This window comes from Paeniglutamicibacter quisquiliarum, from assembly GCF_019084045.1.
GTDB classification, from domain to species: Bacteria; Actinomycetota; Actinomycetes; order Actinomycetales; family Micrococcaceae; genus Paeniglutamicibacter; species Paeniglutamicibacter quisquiliarum.
Genome location: NZ_JAHRED010000005.1, coordinates 252,723 through 268,662 on the forward strand (window position 1 = coordinate 252,723; position 15,940 = coordinate 268,662).

The window sequence follows — 15,940 nt, forward strand, 5'->3', positions numbered from 1 at the left end:
GGCGCCAACCGGCCGGGGGTAACGTCGAATTGTGCTCCAGCCCGTCTCAAAAAACTTGGTCCCGAAGCGGGACAACCCTCGGGTGCCGGCCCGCTGGGTCGGGTTCCTGAAACGGGTGGTGCTTCACCCCGTACGCCTGGTTCCGCTGGCCTACCTGTGCATGATCTTGATCGGCACACTCCTGCTCATGCTCCCGGCAGCCCGCACGGCGGAAGTCGGCGAAGGGTTCATGCCGGCCTTGTTCACCGCCGTCTCGGCGGTGTGTGTGACGGGGTTGATCACCGTGGACACCCCGACGTTCTGGACGCCCTTCGGACACACCGTCATCCTCGGACTCATTCAGGCCGGCGGATTCGGCATCATGTCGCTGGGAACGCTCCTGGCCCTGATGCTGAAGAAGAAGATCGGGCTCCACGGACAACTCGTTGCACAGTCCGAGACCCATACCCTCAACCTGGGCGACGTGCGGGATGTGCTCTTCCGGGTTGCCCGGATCATGCTGCTCTTCGAAGGCGTCACAGCAGTCCTGCTCACGGGCAGGTTCTGGCTTGGCTACCACGATGATCCACTGACCGCACTGTGGCACGGCGTCTTCCACGCGATCTCGGCCTTCAACAACGCGGGCTTCGCCCTCTACAGCGACAACCTCATCGGCTTCGCGCAGGATCCGTGGATCATCATCCCCATCTGCCTGGCCCTGGTCACCGGCGGGCTGGGGTTCCCCGTCCTCATCGAGCTCTGGCGGCAAGGATTCAGGCTGAGGTCCTGGACCGTCCATACCCGGCTCACCATTTACGGCAGCATCGCCCTGCTGGTCCTCGGGACAGTCCTGTTTGCCGCCGTCGAATGGAGTCGGCAGGAAACCCTCGGGGGCCTGTCCCCGGGAGGCAAGCTGCTCGCGGCGCTGGCCGGAGGGGTGTTCCCCCGAACCGCCGGATTCAACAGCATCGACTACGGTGCAGCCGCACCCGAGACGCTGTTCGTCACCGACATCCTCATGTTCATCGGCGGCGGCAGCGCAGGCACGGCAGGCGGCATCAAGATCGCCACCTTCCTCATCCTGGGCTACGCCATCTGGAACGAGGTCCGGGGCAACGAGCAGGTCAACATCGCCCACCGCAGCATCTCGTCCCCGGTGCAGCGCCAAGCACTCACCGTCGCCCTGCTCGGCGTCGCCGTGGTCATCATTGGAACACTCCTGCTGCTGACATTTACGGATCACAGCCTGGACAAGACGCTGTTCGAAGCGATCTCTGCCTTCGGAACCGTCGGCCTGAGCACCGGCATCACCGCGGGCCTTCCCGCCAATGCCCAAGTGGTTCTCATCGTCCTGATGTTCCTCGGTCGTATCGGCACCATCACCGTGAGCACCGCGCTGGCGCTCTCCCTGCGGTCCAGGCTCTTCCGGCTGCCCGAGGAGCGGCCCATCATCGGCTGAGCCGCGTCAAGCCGCCGCCCTGGCATCACCCGGCAGTGCAGGAAACGAAGCACGCGGGCGGCCGCTCGCCGCCTCGTGTCCGGGCAACCGGATCGTCCGGTGCCGCGTCGGGATCAGGCGGCCAGGAACGAAACCGCCGCGTTCTTGAACTCCCGGCTGGTTACCGCGTTGGCGTGGTCGCGATTGGCCAGCCAGAGCACCGACTTCTCCGTGTCGCGGCTGGCGAGCAACTCGGTGAGCCGCGGCATCGTCGTGGCCAGTGCGTCGCCGTCGCCCGCCACCAGCAACGTGGGCATGGCGGGGATCATCTGCTCGGGGGCGAAGGGCTCGGTCTTGATCGCCTGGATCATGCTCATGAGCGAGAACATGTCGTTGGATTCCACGGTTTGGGCCATGCGCAGCAAGTCGGCCGTCGACTCGTCGGCAATCGAGGTGCCGTCGGCCAGGTGGCGCTGCGCGGCATTGAGGTCAAAGGCGGCCAGCGGGTCGATGCTTGCCGGTCCGCCGAGCACCAGCCGGTTGACCACCTGCGGCTGGGTGCCGCCGAATTCCCAGGCCAGGCGCGCTCCCAGGGAATACCCGACCAGGTCCACGCCGCTGAGCGGATCGCCGGCCGACAACGTCGTCACGCCGTGGTCCATCAAGAGCTGCAACAGGTCGGCGCGCATGCGGCTTGGCGTGTAGGCGTCGAGGTCCTCGGGTGCGGGGGAGGTCCCGTGGCCCGGCAGGTCCACGGCCAGCACCTTGCGCCCCGCCTCGGTGAGGCTGCGGATCCACCCCGATTTCACCCAGTTCAGCGCGCTGGAGGAGGCGAAGCCGTGCAGCAGGACCACCGGGCGCAGCGCCGAGGGGGAGGGGGGTTCAAAGACGGTCAGTCCCAGGGCGTTGGCGGTGCCTTCGACCAGGTGCTCGTGTGTGGATTCCATGAGGCAGATCCTTTCAGATCGGGGCCGCGTTTGCGAGCCTGCGGGGACACCGGGCGCCGGTGTTCGCCGGGGGCCGGTGTTCCCTAGGATCCGGCAGGCGTCGGGGATGCTGACGGCTCAATGGCCGCAAAGTGCTCGACCACCGGGAACGGGTCGTAGAAATGGTGAAGCAGGCGCTTCCATTCGAGGTAGTTCTCGGATCCGCGGAAGCCGATGGTATGTGCCTCGACGGACTCCCAGGAGACCAGCAAGAGGAAATGGCCGGGCGTCTCGATGCTGCGGGAGAGCTGCAGGCCAAGGAATCCGGCGGTGGCGGAAATGAGAGGGCGCGCCTGCTCGAAGGCGGACATGAATTCGTCTTCCATTCCCGAGATGACTGGCAGCAATGCGTGTTCGGTGATCATGCATCCCAGTCTGCACCACGCCGGGACACCGAGGCGAAATTGTGGCGCGGACGGCCCGTCCGCGCCACGCCGTTGCTGCGCCCACCCCGGCAGGTGGCCCGGGTGGTCGCAGCGGCCTGCGGCTCAGCGCTCCGCCACCCCGGATTCGAGCAGTTCCTTGAGCTTCCGCAGGTCCTTGGCCATGGCCCGGCGCATCATGGGTGCCATCAGGAATCCGGCAACCCTTGAAAACCCGGCGGGCTCGCCGGTGTTGGCCAGCACCATGCGTGTTGCCGTGCCCTCATCGGTCCACGTGTAGGTGGTCTGCATGGGGAAGGGGCCCTGTGCGGTGCGCATGACCAGTTTGCTCTCGGGCACCCACTGGACGACTTCGTAGGTGTACTTGAGCTCCCGGCCCATGAAGCGCGCAGCGAAGTCCACCATCGTGCCGACCCCTAAGGTGGGTCCGCCCCGGTGGACGGCGGATCCGATGTTCGCATACCACTGCGGTGCGTTGCCGGGATCCGCGGCGAACCCCGCCACGAGGGGCCGCGGCCGCTGGATCACGAGCTGGCACTTGACGTCGACCATATTCGAACCCCGGTCTTCCGGCCCGCTCAGCGGGCGGAGACTTCCCGGCCGGTGAACGCGACGAGCCGTTCGAGGCTGGCGGCGGACTCGTCGACCAGGGTCTCCTCGGCGAAGCTGGCGCCGCGCATCTGCGGGCTGATCGTGTTGCGGGCCAGCGACAGCACGTAGTCCGAGAGTCCCGGAGCGACCTCAATCTTGGCCCCGGTGGCGGTGGCCAGGTCCCAGGCGTGGACCAGGAACTCGAGGTTCAGGATGTTTGCCACGATGGTGGCCGGCAGTTCCGCGAAGCCCATGTCGACGGTGCCCTCCAGCCCGCGCTTCGCGAAGGCCTCCAGGGTTGACTGGGCGGCGTCGGCCACGCGGGACTCGGCCGGGGCGGCCGGGTCATCCGCCGGTTCGACGCCCAGGGCCTTGCCGATGCCGGTGACCGAGCCGACCAGGTGGTCCACCAGCTGCACGACGGTGAAGTTCTCGCACGGGGTGGGCAGGGAGGCATCGCTCGGCTTGAGCTGGTGCAGGACCCGCTGGGCGACGGCGAGCGTTGCCTCGGCGCTGCTGAGCTCGTTGATCGGATCCGGCAGGGCGGCCCAGTCGTCCGCGCCGGCGTCGCCGTCGGTGGCGAAGCGGACCAGGCGGTCCATGAAGTGGTTCCAGCCCTCGGTGTGCCCGGCCACTTCCTCGGGGGCCAGGCCCTCGTGCAGCAGGGTGAGCCGGGTGCCGCCCTCGACCGGCTCCAGGGTGACGGTGACGGTGGAGGCCGCGGACTCGCTGCCTTCCCATCCCCAGTCGAAGACCAGGCGCTTGCCCGGTTCGATCTCCTGGATCCGCCCGGACGCGGAATGGCCGGGGGTGATGGTCCAGCGGTATTCGCCGCCGGCGCGCAGGTCCATGCGGGCGGCGACGGTCTGCCAGCGGCGCAGCCGCTCGGGCCGGGTCACCAGCTCGAAGGCGGCCTCGGGACCAAGGGGGAGGACAACGGATTTTTCGATCGACATGGGGATTCTCCTGGGGGGGTCATGAATGGGGGTTCGCGGCCTCGGCCACCAACAGGTCCAGCTCCGAGGTCCAAAAGGACTCCAGCGCCCGGCGCAGCGCGGCCATCCCGGTCGGGTTGACCCGGTAGTAGCGGTTGCGGCCTTCTTTCCTGGCGGTGACCAGGCCAACCTCGGCCAATAGCAGCAGGTGTTGGGAGATGGCCGAGCGGGTCACGGGGAAGCGCTCGGCCAGTTCGGTGACGGTGCGTTCCCCGTCGGCAAGGATGAGGAGCAGGGCGCGTCTGGTGGGCTCGGCAGCGGTTTCCAGTACGTCAGGCACAGGAGATACGTTAGTATTCACTAACGCATTGCGCAAGACCCGGGGGAAGAAGCTGCCGACATGTGCCGGAATCCGTGCGTCACAGGGCTTGTGGAGCACCGCGCGGCACCGTATTCTTAGTTCTGGTCAAGTTGACACTAACTGGGAAGGTGGACCGGATGCCGTTTTCGAATGTGGCTGAACGCCGCGAACAGCCGCCGACCCTGGCCGTGTCCACGGTGATCTTCTCGCTGCGCGATGACGAGCGAACCGGGCGCAAAAGCCTGTGGCTGCCCCTGGTGCGCCGCACGCGCGAACCCTTCCGCGGCCAGTGGGCGCTGCCCGGCGGACCGCTGGGGCCCCGCGACTCGCTTCTCGATGCCGCGGCAAACAACCTGCGCGACACCACCGGGCTCATCCCGCGCTACCTCGAACAGCTCTACGCGTTCGGGGACCTTGACCGCTCGCCCACCCGCAGGGTGGTCTCCATCGTCTACTGGGCGCTGGTCCGCGAGGACGACCCCCACGACACCGCCACCTCCGTGCTGTTGGACGACCCCAACGTCGCATGGTTCCGTGCGGAGGACCCCGAGGTGCTGGGGAACCTGGCCTTCGACCACCGCGAAATCATCGAATACGCGCTGTGGCGGCTGCGCAACAAGGTCGAGTACGGCTCCATCGCCCACCGGCTGCTCGGCGAGCGCTTCACCCTCGCCCAAGTCCGCGAGGTCTACGAGGCGGTGCTTGACAAGGAGCTGGACCCGGCGAATTTCCGCCGTACGCTGCGCAGCACCCCCGACATCGAGGAAACCGACGAATTCCTCTCCGGCGGCAAGCACCGCCCCCCACGCCTATATCGCTACACCGGCTCAACCACCCATCCCCTTGAGAGCGAGAACATCTCATGAGCAGCATCAACGCCACCCTGCAGACCCTGACGCTGGTTTCCCCCGAATCCAGCTGCAACACCGACCTGACCAAGGGCCCCTGGCTCTTTGACACCGGGGAGGCCGCGTACGGCCCGGGCTCCTCGCAGGAAGACGTGGCCCCGGCCGACACCCCGCGACAGGGTGACATCCCGGCGGAATACCGCGAGGCCTCCGACGAGGAGCTTGCCATTCGCATCCTGGCCGCCAAGGAAGCCCTCGGCGAGCGCCTCGTGGTCCTGGGCCACCACTACCAGCGCGACGAGGTCGTGCGCTTTGCCGACTACATCGGCGATTCCTTCCAGCTGGCCAACGCCGCACTGACCCGCGAGAAGGCCGAGTACATCGTCTTCTGCGGCGTGCACTTCATGGCCGAGACCGCCGACGTGCTCTCCACCGATGAGCAGAAGGTCATCCTGCCCAACCTGGCCGCCGGCTGCTCGATGGCGGACATGGCCGACGAATCCTCCGTCGAGGAATGCTGGGAACAGCTCATGGACCTCTACGCGGACGAGTCCGACACTGACGGCAAGGCCTCGGTCATCCCCGTGACCTACATGAACTGCTCGGCGGCACTGAAGGCGTTCGTGGGCAAGCACGGCGGGATCGTGTGCACCTCCTCGAACGCGGCCACGGTGCTGGAATGGGCGTTCGAACGCGGCCGGCGCGTGCTCTTCTTCCCCGACCAGCACCTGGGCCGCAACACCGCCAAGGCCATGGGCGTGCCGCTGGAGCAGATGCCGATGTGGAACCCGCGCAAGCCGCTGGGCGGCAACGACGCGCAGGTCCTGCTCGATTCGAAGGTCATCCTCTGGCACGGCTTCTGCTCGGTGCACAAGCGCTTCACCGTCGCGCAGATCGAGCGCGCCCGGGCAGAGCACCCGGGTGTGCGGATCCTGGCGCACCCCGAGTGCCCGATGCCTGTGGTGGATGCGGCCGACGAGGCAGGCTCCACCGACTACATCCAGAAGGCGGTGGCCAACGCGCCTGCCGGGTCCGTCTTTGGCATCGCCACCGAAATCAACATGGTCAACCGGCTGGCGGCCCAGCACCCCGAACACACCATCTTCTGCCTGGACCCGGTCATCTGCCCGTGCTCCACGATGTACCGCATCCACCCCGGCTACCTCGCCTGGGTGCTCGAGTCCCTGGTCGACGGCGTCGTGCTGAACCAGATCACCGTACCCGCCGGGATCGCCGCCGACGCGAAGGTGGCCCTGGAACGGATGCTGGCGGCACGGCCGTGAACGACGCCGAGCTGATCGTCGTGGGCTCCGGCGTCGCCGGGCTCTATGCCTCGCTGACGGCCGCCGTCCGCGGGCTGGAGGTGACCCTGCTGACCAAGGACGCGCTGGAGGACTCCAACTCCTGGTACGCCCAGGGCGGGCTGAGCGCCGTGGGCCCGGCCGGGGTGGCCGCCGGGGACTCGATCGCCAGCCACATCGCCGACACGCTCACCGCCGGGGCGCAGCTTAACGATGCGGACGCGGTGGCCATCATGTGCACCTCCGCGTGGGGACACGTGCAGCGGCTCATCGGTGCGGGCGCCGAGTTCGACACCGACCCGTCCGGCACCTTCGCCCTGGGCCTGGAGGCGGCACACGCCCACCCGCGGATCCTGCACGCCGGCGGGGACGCCACCGGCAAGCACCTGGCCAGTGCGCTGATCGCCGCCTGCCGCGCGCAGGAGGCAGCCGGACGGCTGGAAATCCGCGAACACGCCTTCGTCACCGAATTGCTGACGGAGGGAAACCCGTACGCGGAGGCCGGATCCGACCGGCCGGCCACGATGGTCACGGGGGTGCGGGTGCTTGGACGCGACGGAGCGAGCGATGAACTGCACTCCGAGGCCGTGCTGCTGGCCACCGGCGGTGCAGGACAGCTCTTTGCCGCCACCACCAACCCCCACGGTGCCACCGGGGACGGGGCCGCGCTGGCCTACCGGGCCGGTGCCGTGCTGGCCGATGCCGAATTCATCCAATTCCACCCCACGCTGGTCAGCCCCGGCGGCTTCATGGTCTCCGAGGCCGTGCGCGGCGAAGGTGCGGTGTTGCTTAACGAGCGCGGCGAGCGCTTCATGCAGTCCGTCCACCCGGATGCAGAGCTCGCGCCCCGGGACGTGGTGGCCCGCGCCATCCACGCGGTGCGCGCCCGGGGCGGCACCGTGCACTTGGATGCCCGCGCCGTCGAGGCGCGGCACGGTGCGGGGTTCCTGGCCCGCCGCTTCCCCTCCATCACCCGCGAACTGACGAAGCTGGGCTACGACCTGGCCGCTGAACCGGTGCCGGTGACGCCCGCTGCCCACTACTGGATGGGCGGGATCCTGACCAACGACACCGGCGCCAGCACGCTGCCCGGGCTCTTTGCCGCCGGCGAGACGGCATGCACCGGGGTGCACGGCGCCAACCGGCTGGCCTCCAACTCGCTGCTTGAGGGCTTGGTCTTCGCCTGGCGCACCGTGGTGAACCTGCCCTCCAGTCTCGCGGCCGCTACGGCCCAGAGCGTTGCCGTTGGCAGCAGTGCCGTCACGAAGGTGATCGCCACCCAGCCTGCGGAGGCCGGGAACTTCGATGGTTCCGGCAGCGACCCGGCGGAAAGCGCCACCGCGGACATGGGCCTGGCCGAGCTGCAGGACCTGGCCCAGCTGCACCTGGGCGTCGAACGCACCGCGGAAGGCCTGCGCAGCGCATTGGCGCAGCTGGCACGCTGGCGCGTCACCGGAAGCGACCGGGCTTCCCGCGAGCGGGCCAACCTGCTCACCCTGGCCACCGTCGTGGCCACCGCGGCCCTGGAACGGGAAAACTCCATCGGCGCGCACTACCGCAGTGACGCCACCGCTGCCCCGCAGCCGCTCAACGGCCACTTGCCCCGCTTCGGCCGTAACCTGGCCGCGACAGCCGCCACCCAGAACCTAAGGACCAAGACCCTTGTCTAACACCACCGCCCCTGCACCGGCCCGCACCCTCACCGCCATGCCGGTCCCCGCACGCGTCATCGAGAGGATCGTCCTGGCGGCCCTGGAGGAGGACAATCCCCGCGGGGACCTGACCGGGAACGCGCTGATCCCCGCACACACCACCGCCACCGCCGCGGTCGTCGCCCGCGAACCGGGCATCTGCGCCGGGCTGGACACGTTCATCGCCGCCATGAGGCTCTCGGACCCGGCCCTGGAACTGGTGCCCGCGCTCGCCGACGGGGATACGTTTGCCGCCGGGGACACGCTGGTCACCGTCACCGGCCCCGCCCGCGGGCTGCTGGCAGGGGAGCGCGTGGGGCTGAACCTGCTCCAGCGCCTGAGCGGCATCGCCACCGCCACCGCCGCCTACGTTGCGGCCGCGCAGGGAACCGGAGCCCGGATCGTCGACACCCGCAAGACCACCCCCGGGCTGCGCGTGCTCGAACGCTACGCGGTGCGCTGCGGCGGCGGGCACAACCACCGCGACAACCTTTCCGAGGCCGTCATGGCGAAGGACAACCACCTCGCCCTGCTGGGCACCGGATCGGAACTCACCAACGCGCTGCGCAAGGCCCGGGCCTCCCTGGGGCACACCGTGCACTTCGAGGTGGAGATCGATAGCCTGGACCAGCTCGACGCGGTGCTCGCCGCCGGGGTCGACACCATCATGCTGGACAACTTCAGCCTCGCGGACCTGGCCACCGGCGTGCGCCGCATCGCCGGCGCCGCGCTCGTGGAGGCCTCGGGGAACGTTAGGCTGGAGACCGTGGCAGCCATCGCCGCCACCGGCGTCGACGTCATATCCTCCGGAGCCCTGACCCACTCGGTGCGCGCCCTTGACCTCGGCCTGGACATCAGGATGGAAGCGAACTGACGTGATCTACCTCGATGCGGCTGCCACCACGCCCGTGCGCCAGGACGTGCTGGATACCATCATCCCGCTGCTGACCAGCGACTACGGAAACCCCTCCAGCACCCACTCGATGGGCCAAACCGCCAGGCGGGCCCTTGACTACGCGCGGGAAACCGCGGCCGGCGTGCTCGGGGTGCGCACCGGGGACGTGGTCTTCACCTCCGGGGGCACCGAGTCCAACAACCTGGCGATCAAGGGCCTGGCGCTGGGTGCCCCGCGCGGGCGCCACCTCATCCACTCGGCCATCGAGCACCCCGCGGTGGCCCAGGCCTGCGCCTACCTGGTGCGGCACCACGGCTTCGAGCTCGACGTGGCACCCGTCGACGCCTTCGGGCTCCTGGACCTGGACGCGTTCACCAAGCTGTTGCGCCCGGACACCACGCTGGTCTCGGTCATGGCGGTGAACAACGAGGTCGGCACCATCCAGCCGGTTGCCGAGGCGGCGGCCGCCGCCCACGCGGTCGGTGCCCTGGTGCATTGCGACGGGGTGCAGGCAGCCGGCTGGCTGGACATGGGCCAGATCGCCGCGCACGTCGACGCGCTGAGCATCTCCGGGCACAAGATCGGCGGGCTCAAGGGCGCCGGGCTGCTGATGGTCCGCGGCAAGCTGGCACTTGAACCGCTGGTGCACGGTGGCGGCCAGGAGCGCGAGCGCCGCTCCGGCACCGAAAACGTCGCCGGAGCCGTGGCCACCGCCACCGCGCTGTCCCTGGCCGCGCGGGCAAACCGGGACGGCGCCGCCCAGGGCCACGGGGCCTACCTCATCTCCTCGGTGCTCAAGGGGCTGAACACCGACGGGCGGATCCGCGCCATGCTCACCGGGGATCCGGACAAGCGGGTGCCCGGCATCGTTTCCTTCGTGTTCCCGGAAACCGGGGGCGAGACGGTGCTGCTGGAACTGGAGCGCCGCGGGGTTGTGTGTTCCTCCGGCTCGGCCTGCGCCGCCGGGTCCACCGAGGCCTCGAGCGTGTTGCTGGCCATGGGATACGACGAGGAGCTGGCGCACACCGCGGTGCGCCTGAGCTTCACCCGCAACGTGAAGGAATCCGAAATCGCCACCGCCGCACGCGCCGTGGTGGCGGCGGTCAAGGCCATCGCCGGGGACTGAACCCGCCTTGGCCATGGAGCCGGGGGCAGGCCGTGTGATATCCATGTCTGCATGAGCATCGTGCTGGTTGAAGGCGAGAGCGACGCCGTCGCCATAAGGATCCTGGCCCGGAGGCTGGCCCTGCCCGAACCCCGGGTGCTGCCCGTCGGCGGATCCAAGGGCGCCCGCCGCGCCGCCGGCGAACTGAACGGCCAGCGGCTTGTCGGTTTGGTGGACGCGGCCGAGAGACGCGACTTCGAGCGAGTGCTCGAGACGGTGTTTGTCTGCGACCCGGACCTGGAAGCCGAGTTCATCCGTGCCCTGGGCGTGGAAGGAGTCGAAGCGGTGATCGCCGGGCAGGGCGAGCTGGAGTCCTTTCGCCGCCTGCAGGCCCAGCCCTTCCAGCGTGCGCAACCCATCGAACACCAGCTCGCGCGGTTCTTCGGCGGCCGCAGCGGCAACAAGGTGCGCTACGCCGGGCTGCTGGCGGAAGCGGTGCCGTTGGGGTCCGTTCCCGCTCCGCTGGCCTCGCTGCTGGCAAGCCTCTGAGTCCTCCGGGTGCCCGCGCGGTCCAGCACTAGGTTCAGCCCTGGAAGGTATTCCCCGATGGATGGATGCCGGCGCGGCTGGCACCGCACGGTTCCCGGGCGGAGGGACGGGCCGGTCAAGGTCGGGCCGTTCAAGGCCGGGCCGGGCACGAGCACCGAAGCCATGGGCCCAAGCTGTGCTGCGAATCGCCGGTGGCGGAACACCCGCCACGTGGGGCCCACGGCCGGGCGCTGCCGAAATCGTGGTGGGGAACCGGCCGGCGGAATTTAGTGCGACGCCGCAAACACGGACAGGAAATGGACCATCAGGGTTGTCAGTGCCATGGCCAGCGACGGCACCCAAAATGCAATGCGATCGTTGACGATTCGCGCAATCGTGAAACCTGCCGCTACGAGCGGGACGGCGAAAACCAGGACGATCACGGTTGCCACCGCCCACTGCGGCACCGAGCGCGTTTGGTAAAAACTCGATGACACGGTAAGGGTGGCAAGGAAGTACAGCACGATGGCGACCACCGGCTGTACGAGCAGGAGGATGATGGACGCGACATGGTCAATAACCAGCAGGTGTCGCGAGGGGCGGTCATCGACCCGTGCTTCGCTGTCCACTCATCGTCCTCACGCCTGCGCGGCGTGTCTGCCGCGGCCCTCGACTGAGTCTATCCGGCGATACCCGGCGGCAGCTTAGTGCGACACAATAACGTCCCGTTTCTGCACCGGGCCATAACAGGGCGGGGATGCCGTGGCCGTGCCCGACCTTCAGGCCCGGCAAAAGGGATATGGCCGGCCAAGCGGAAACGTTGTTGATCCTCGAGGTTTCCGAACGCACGGCCGTGGCGGCCGGCTCCGGGCGCCACAGCGAAGGGATCGGGCCGATCGGTGCCGCCCGCAGCCCGCAGCCGGCAGCCCATTGCACCCGGCGCGCGCACATTTTGAGAGGGCTCTGCCCGCACATCGCCGATGCCGTCGAACGGCACACGATGGGGGATCACCGGCCAGCCGTGGCAGCGTTGTTGGAACACCGCGCACTCCAGGGTATGTTCGAATATGTGTTCTAATCGTTTTCTGGGCACGACGGCCCTGCTGCTGCGGCGGTTACAGCGACCGGTACATCAGGTTCAAGCCCACCGGGCCGAGGTCCGGATGCCTGAAGGCCCCGGGAACCGTGGCCAGGATCTCGAACCCCAGCGACTGCCACAGGCGGATCGCGTGGGTGTTGGTGGCGACCACCGCATTGAACTGCATCGCGGTGAAGCCCTGCTTGCTCGCCTCCTCGATGACATGGCGGCCCAATGCGCGCCCGAGCCCGCGGCCGGAAGCCCGGGAGGCGACCATGAACCCGGCGTTGGCCACGTGCGAGCCCGCGGCGGGCTGGTTGGGGTGCAGCTCCGCGGTGCCGGCGATGGACCCGTCCGCATCGACCGCCACGTAGACGCTCCCGCCGGGCTTGCCCATCCACCAGTCGCGGCAGGCGTCCTCGCCGGCATCCACGGGCCAGCAATAGGTCCGGCCGTCGCGGACGACCTCCTCGATGATGGGCCACAGGCCCGGCCAGTCGTCCCGTGTGGCAATGCGGATATCCATCCACCCAATCTAGTCCACTGCACGGGCCGCCACCGGGCAACGCCCCCCTGTTGTCGGCTGCCGCTGCGCGGGTAGGGTGGCGCATGAGGGCCAGGGCGCCACCGGGCGCGGGGTCCACCCGGCAGGGACCAGGAGGCACTGCACATGTCCAAGCGCAGCGATGCACGCATCCGCGATCTGCTGGCCTCCATGGCCTCGATCGCCAGCGACCTGTCCGTCACCGCCGTGACCCACCGAGTGCTGGATGAGGCCATGTCCATCTACGCCGCCTCTTCCGGCCTGCTGGAACTGACCAGCTCCTCCCACCAGCAGGGACAACTGGCCAAGGGGAAGGACGCCCTGGCGCTGCGTGAGCCCGCCGGCAAGGACGAGCCCAAGCGCCTGCGCCTGGAACTGCGGACCCGGCAGGAGCTCTTTGCCCTGCTCACCCTGGGACCGAAGAACGGAAAGGACAGGTATTCCAAGGCCGATGCGGAACTGGGGGCCGCGCTCGCCGGAAGCGCCTCGGTGGCGCTGCAGAATGCGCAGCTCTACCAGGACGCGGCGGACCGGGCACGCTGGCTCACCGCCTGCGCCCGCATCGGCGGCCTGCTGGGGGGAGAATCGCGCCACCACACCCAGGGACTGAACGATGTTGCCGAGCTGGCCCGCCGCGAGTCCCGCGCCAGGTACGCCCTGTTGCTGACCCCCATCGCCCAGGGCCAGGGGGCCGGACCCGGCTACCGGATCGCCGGCATCAGCCAGAACGTCCACCCGCACCTGGCCGGACGGGTGCTGCTGAACGTGGGGGAGCTCCACCGCCTGCGCCTGCACGCCAACAACCCCCTGGTGCTTCCCACGCCGGAGCCAGTCCTCCCCCTGGGGGAGATCGCCGACGGCGCACACACGCTGGTGGCCGCACTGGGCGCCCGGGGCACCCACTACGGGCTGCTGCTGATGGTCCGCGGCAAGGGCGCGGAAGAGTACGGACCGGTGGAAACCCAGATGGCGGGGATCTTCGCCGACAACATCGCCCAGGGCCTGGGGCTGGTCCAGATGCACCACCTGCGCGAGGACGTGCTGCTCTACCGCGAACGCGAACGCATCGCCCGGGACCTGCACGACATCGTCATCCAGCGCATCTTCGCCGCCGGCCTGGGCATCAGCGCCCTGCGCAGGCAGCTGCCCACGCCCGCCGCCCGCGAGCGCGCCGCGGGCATCGCTGCGGAACTCGACACCACCATCGCCGAGCTGCGCGCCACCATCTATTCGCTGCGCGGCCAGGCGGGGGAGACCGAGAGCCCCAGCTTCCACATCCTGCGCGCCATCCGCCGGGCCTCCTCGCCCTTGGACTTCACCCCCGAGCTGCGCCTGGGCGAGGGACTTGACGCCCTGGCCGACGAAACCACGCTCACCCACCTGCTGGCAGTCATCACCGAGGCGCTGAGCAACGTGGTGCGCCACGCCCGCGCCCACGCCGTTGAACTGGCCATCGAGTGCACCGACGGCACCCTGGCCCTGACCCTGCGCGACGACGGCGTGGGCTTCGGAGCCCCGGTGGCCGAAAGCGGGCTGGCAAACCTGCGCCAGCGTGCCGCCGAGCTTGGCGGCACGCTGGCCGTCGACTCCGCCCCGGGGGAAGGGACCACGCTGCGCTGGGTCGTGCCGATGCCGGCGGAACGCTGAGGCGGACCGAGGCCTAGGTTCCCCCGTCGTTGCGCCCCGGCAGCGGATGGGTCACGAACACCGCCGCCTGCGTGCGCGACTCGAAGCCGAGCTTCGCCAGCATCGAGGACACGTAGTTCTTCACCGTCTTCTCGGCCAGGCGCATGCGCTCGCCGATCTGCCGGTTGCTCAGCCCCTCGCCGACCAGCTCCAGCACCCGGCGTTCCTGGCTGGTCAGCGCCGCCATCCGCGGGTCGGAGTTCTCGTGGGTGATCAGCCCCGAGATGATCCGCTGCTTCAGTCCCGGGGTGAACAGGGATTCGCCGCGCGCGGCCCGGCGCAGCGCACGGATCAGGTCGTTGCCGGCGATCTGCTTGAGCACGTATCCCATGGCCCCGGCAAGCACCGCCCCGCGCAGCGCCTGCTCGTCGTCGTAGCTGGTGAGGATCAGGCAGTTCAGCGACCCGTCGATCGAGCGCACGTCGCGGCAGACCTCGATCCCGGTGCCGTCGGGCAGCCTGGCGTCGAGCACCGAGACGTCCGGGCGCAGGGCCGGGATCTGCTTGCGGGCATCGTGTGCGGTCCCGGAGGTGCCGACCACCTCGAAGCCCTCGCCCTCCAGCAGCTCCGCAAGCCCCAGGCGAACCAGCTCGTGGTCATCGAGGATGAACACGCGGATCGGGGCATCGGTCCCGGGGCCGGTGTCCCGGCCGGGGGACCTCCCCGTTGCCGCTGCATTGTCCATGACGGTCCCTCCCCGTGCCGTAGGTGTGCCAGTGGCCCTGCACCATTCCATTCTTTGCCGCGGAACCCGCCTCGGACAAGGGGCCAAAGGCCCGCGGTGCAGTCGGCGGTGCGAGTCCGGACGTTGCAACGCGCGATGCCCTCCGGCGCCCCCGGCATCGGTGGCCGGGTTTGCCATGCTTCTGGCGGCCCGGCGCCTGGATCCCGATCCGCGCGGAAAGCCGGGGCGGGGCGGGGCATCGTGGGGCGAGCAACCGCGACGCCGAACCGGCACGGGGGCCCGGCTACGGCGTGCCCTCGCCCGGGTCCTGCGCGGTCGGCGGGTAGGTGATGGCAGTGCCCTGGACCTGGGCAAAGGAGGTGAGGGTGTGCTCCATGGCCGCGGAGCGGGACATGATGTGACGGACCTCGGCACCGCGCACCAGCAGGGCGTCGCCGACCAGCGAGCGGTGGCAGCGCCACGGGACAGCCTCGGCGCACATGATGACCGTTTCCTCCGTCGCGGCCCGGGCCAGCAGGTCCTCGATGGCGGCGGCGAATTCGTCGGTCTGCATGTAGTCGGCATAGCCGCGGAAGGAGTCGTTGTGCCAGGCGCCGTTGACGCTGTCCTTGTGCGTGGGGCGCAGCCCGCCGAGCTCCCTGGCACGGCGATAGCCGATGTGCGCGGATTCCAGGCTCGCGGCCAGGTCCTCGCCGTTGAATTGCGGGTTGTGCCGGGACTTGGGAATGGTGCGGATGTCAACGACCTGGGTGATGCCGTGGGCCCGCAGGATCTCGATGAATTCGGCCACCTCGTGGGTGGAATGGCCGATGGTGTGGATGCGGGTGGTGCCCATGTTGTGCTCCCCTCGTGCTTTGACCGGTGTGGCTGCCGGGAATGGAAACCCTTGTTTTCAGCGTAGGCGAC

General features: G+C 69.1%; 18 protein-coding genes. 9 read left to right on the forward strand and 9 right to left on the reverse strand.

Features of this window, described 5'->3' with window-relative positions:
* Nucleotides 1-118: 118 nt before the first annotated feature.
* Entirely contained in the window at nucleotides 119-1,438 is a 1,320-nt protein-coding gene (locus KRR55_RS11425) for a TrkH family potassium uptake protein (protein ID WP_336245101.1), read from the forward strand.
* 113 nt (nucleotides 1,439-1,551) lie between these two features.
* Here KRR55_RS11425 and KRR55_RS11430 read toward each other — a convergent pair whose 3' ends face one another.
* The 5 genes from KRR55_RS11430 to KRR55_RS11450 all read right to left on the reverse strand — a co-directional run bounded on the left by KRR55_RS11430 (nucleotide 1,552) and on the right by KRR55_RS11450 (nucleotide 4,652).
* On the reverse strand, nucleotides 1,552-2,364 hold the full coding sequence (locus KRR55_RS11430) for an alpha/beta fold hydrolase (RefSeq protein ID WP_217389204.1): 813 nt from the start codon (nucleotides 2,362-2,364) through the stop codon (nucleotides 1,552-1,554).
* An 83-nt stretch (nucleotides 2,365-2,447) separates the two neighbouring features.
* The gene (locus tag KRR55_RS11435) at nucleotides 2,448-2,768 is read right to left on the reverse strand and encodes an antibiotic biosynthesis monooxygenase family protein (RefSeq protein WP_217389205.1); all 321 of its coding nucleotides are present in this window, start codon (nucleotides 2,766-2,768) and stop codon (nucleotides 2,448-2,450) included.
* 123 nt (nucleotides 2,769-2,891) lie between these two features.
* A complete protein-coding gene (locus tag KRR55_RS11440) occupies nucleotides 2,892-3,338 on the reverse strand; it encodes an SRPBCC family protein (RefSeq protein ID WP_217389206.1) in 447 nt (148 codons plus the stop codon).
* A 26-nt stretch (nucleotides 3,339-3,364) separates the two neighbouring features.
* Nucleotides 3,365-4,333, reverse strand: a complete 969-nt coding sequence (locus KRR55_RS11445) for a TIGR03086 family metal-binding protein (RefSeq protein ID WP_217389207.1) — start codon at nucleotides 4,331-4,333, stop codon at nucleotides 3,365-3,367.
* 19 nt (nucleotides 4,334-4,352) lie between these two features.
* Nucleotides 4,353-4,652 (reverse strand): ArsR/SmtB family transcription factor, encoded by a 300-nt coding sequence (locus KRR55_RS11450; protein WP_217389208.1) that lies wholly within the window; start codon nucleotides 4,650-4,652, stop codon nucleotides 4,353-4,355.
* Nucleotides 4,653-4,810: 158 nt separating this feature from the next.
* Here KRR55_RS11450 and KRR55_RS11455 point away from each other — a divergent pair, with 158 nt between their 5' ends.
* From KRR55_RS11455 to KRR55_RS11480, 6 genes are read left to right on the forward strand one after another with little or no spacing between them, the layout of a single operon-like run.
* Nucleotides 4,811-5,539 carry an NUDIX hydrolase gene (locus KRR55_RS11455; protein ID WP_217389209.1) on the forward strand — a complete coding sequence of 243 codons (729 nt, stop codon included), beginning with the start codon at nucleotides 4,811-4,813 and terminating at the stop codon, nucleotides 5,537-5,539.
* Nucleotides 5,536-6,804 carry a quinolinate synthase NadA gene (gene nadA, locus KRR55_RS11460; protein ID WP_217389210.1) on the forward strand — a complete coding sequence of 423 codons (1,269 nt, stop codon included), beginning with the start codon at nucleotides 5,536-5,538 and terminating at the stop codon, nucleotides 6,802-6,804. The genes KRR55_RS11455 and nadA overlap by 4 nt, the downstream gene beginning before the upstream one ends.
* Nucleotides 6,801-8,492, forward strand: a complete 1,692-nt coding sequence (gene nadB, locus KRR55_RS11465; protein WP_336245102.1) for an L-aspartate oxidase — start codon at nucleotides 6,801-6,803, stop codon at nucleotides 8,490-8,492. Before nadA ends, nadB begins: the two co-directional genes overlap by 4 nt.
* Before the next feature lie 37 nt (nucleotides 8,493-8,529).
* Nucleotides 8,530-9,387, forward strand: a complete 858-nt coding sequence (gene nadC / locus KRR55_RS11470; protein WP_217389276.1) for a carboxylating nicotinate-nucleotide diphosphorylase — start codon at nucleotides 8,530-8,532, stop codon at nucleotides 9,385-9,387.
* A gap of 1 nt (nucleotide 9,388) precedes the next feature.
* Nucleotides 9,389-10,534, forward strand: a complete 1,146-nt coding sequence (locus KRR55_RS11475; protein ID WP_217389211.1) for a cysteine desulfurase family protein — start codon at nucleotides 9,389-9,391, stop codon at nucleotides 10,532-10,534.
* Between the two features lie 51 nt (nucleotides 10,535-10,585).
* On the forward strand, nucleotides 10,586-11,062 hold the full coding sequence (locus KRR55_RS11480; protein ID WP_217389212.1) for an ATP-dependent endonuclease: 477 nt from the start codon (nucleotides 10,586-10,588) through the stop codon (nucleotides 11,060-11,062).
* A gap of 266 nt (nucleotides 11,063-11,328) precedes the next feature.
* On the opposite strand, the gene KRR55_RS11485 is transcribed toward KRR55_RS11480, so the two are convergent.
* Nucleotides 11,329-11,670 (reverse strand): hypothetical protein, encoded by a 342-nt coding sequence (locus KRR55_RS11485; protein WP_217389213.1) that lies wholly within the window; start codon nucleotides 11,668-11,670, stop codon nucleotides 11,329-11,331.
* A gap of 170 nt (nucleotides 11,671-11,840) precedes the next feature.
* On the opposite strand from KRR55_RS11485, the gene KRR55_RS11490 reads away from it, so the two are divergent.
* Nucleotides 11,841-12,119 carry a hypothetical protein gene (locus tag KRR55_RS11490; RefSeq protein ID WP_217389214.1) on the forward strand — a complete coding sequence of 93 codons (279 nt, stop codon included), beginning with the start codon at nucleotides 11,841-11,843 and terminating at the stop codon, nucleotides 12,117-12,119.
* A gap of 37 nt (nucleotides 12,120-12,156) precedes the next feature.
* Here the strand turns inward: KRR55_RS11490 and KRR55_RS11495 are convergent, their stop codons facing one another.
* Complete coding sequence (locus KRR55_RS11495; RefSeq protein WP_217389215.1) at nucleotides 12,157-12,645, reverse strand: GNAT family N-acetyltransferase; 489 nt, start codon at nucleotides 12,643-12,645, stop codon at nucleotides 12,157-12,159.
* A 144-nt stretch (nucleotides 12,646-12,789) separates the two neighbouring features.
* Here KRR55_RS11495 and KRR55_RS11500 point away from each other — a divergent pair, with 144 nt between their 5' ends.
* Complete coding sequence (locus tag KRR55_RS11500) at nucleotides 12,790-14,310, forward strand: sensor histidine kinase (RefSeq protein WP_217389216.1); 1,521 nt, start codon at nucleotides 12,790-12,792, stop codon at nucleotides 14,308-14,310.
* Nucleotides 14,311-14,323: 13 nt separating this feature from the next.
* Here KRR55_RS11500 and KRR55_RS11505 read toward each other — a convergent pair whose 3' ends face one another.
* Both KRR55_RS11505 and KRR55_RS11510 read right to left on the reverse strand, forming a co-directional pair.
* The gene (locus KRR55_RS11505; protein ID WP_217389217.1) at nucleotides 14,324-15,034 is read right to left on the reverse strand and encodes a response regulator; all 711 of its coding nucleotides are present in this window, start codon (nucleotides 15,032-15,034) and stop codon (nucleotides 14,324-14,326) included.
* Between the two features lie 283 nt (nucleotides 15,035-15,317).
* Nucleotides 15,318-15,869 (reverse strand): DUF488 domain-containing protein, encoded by a 552-nt coding sequence (locus tag KRR55_RS11510; protein WP_217389218.1) that lies wholly within the window; start codon nucleotides 15,867-15,869, stop codon nucleotides 15,318-15,320.
* Nucleotides 15,870-15,940 lie beyond the last annotated feature (71 nt).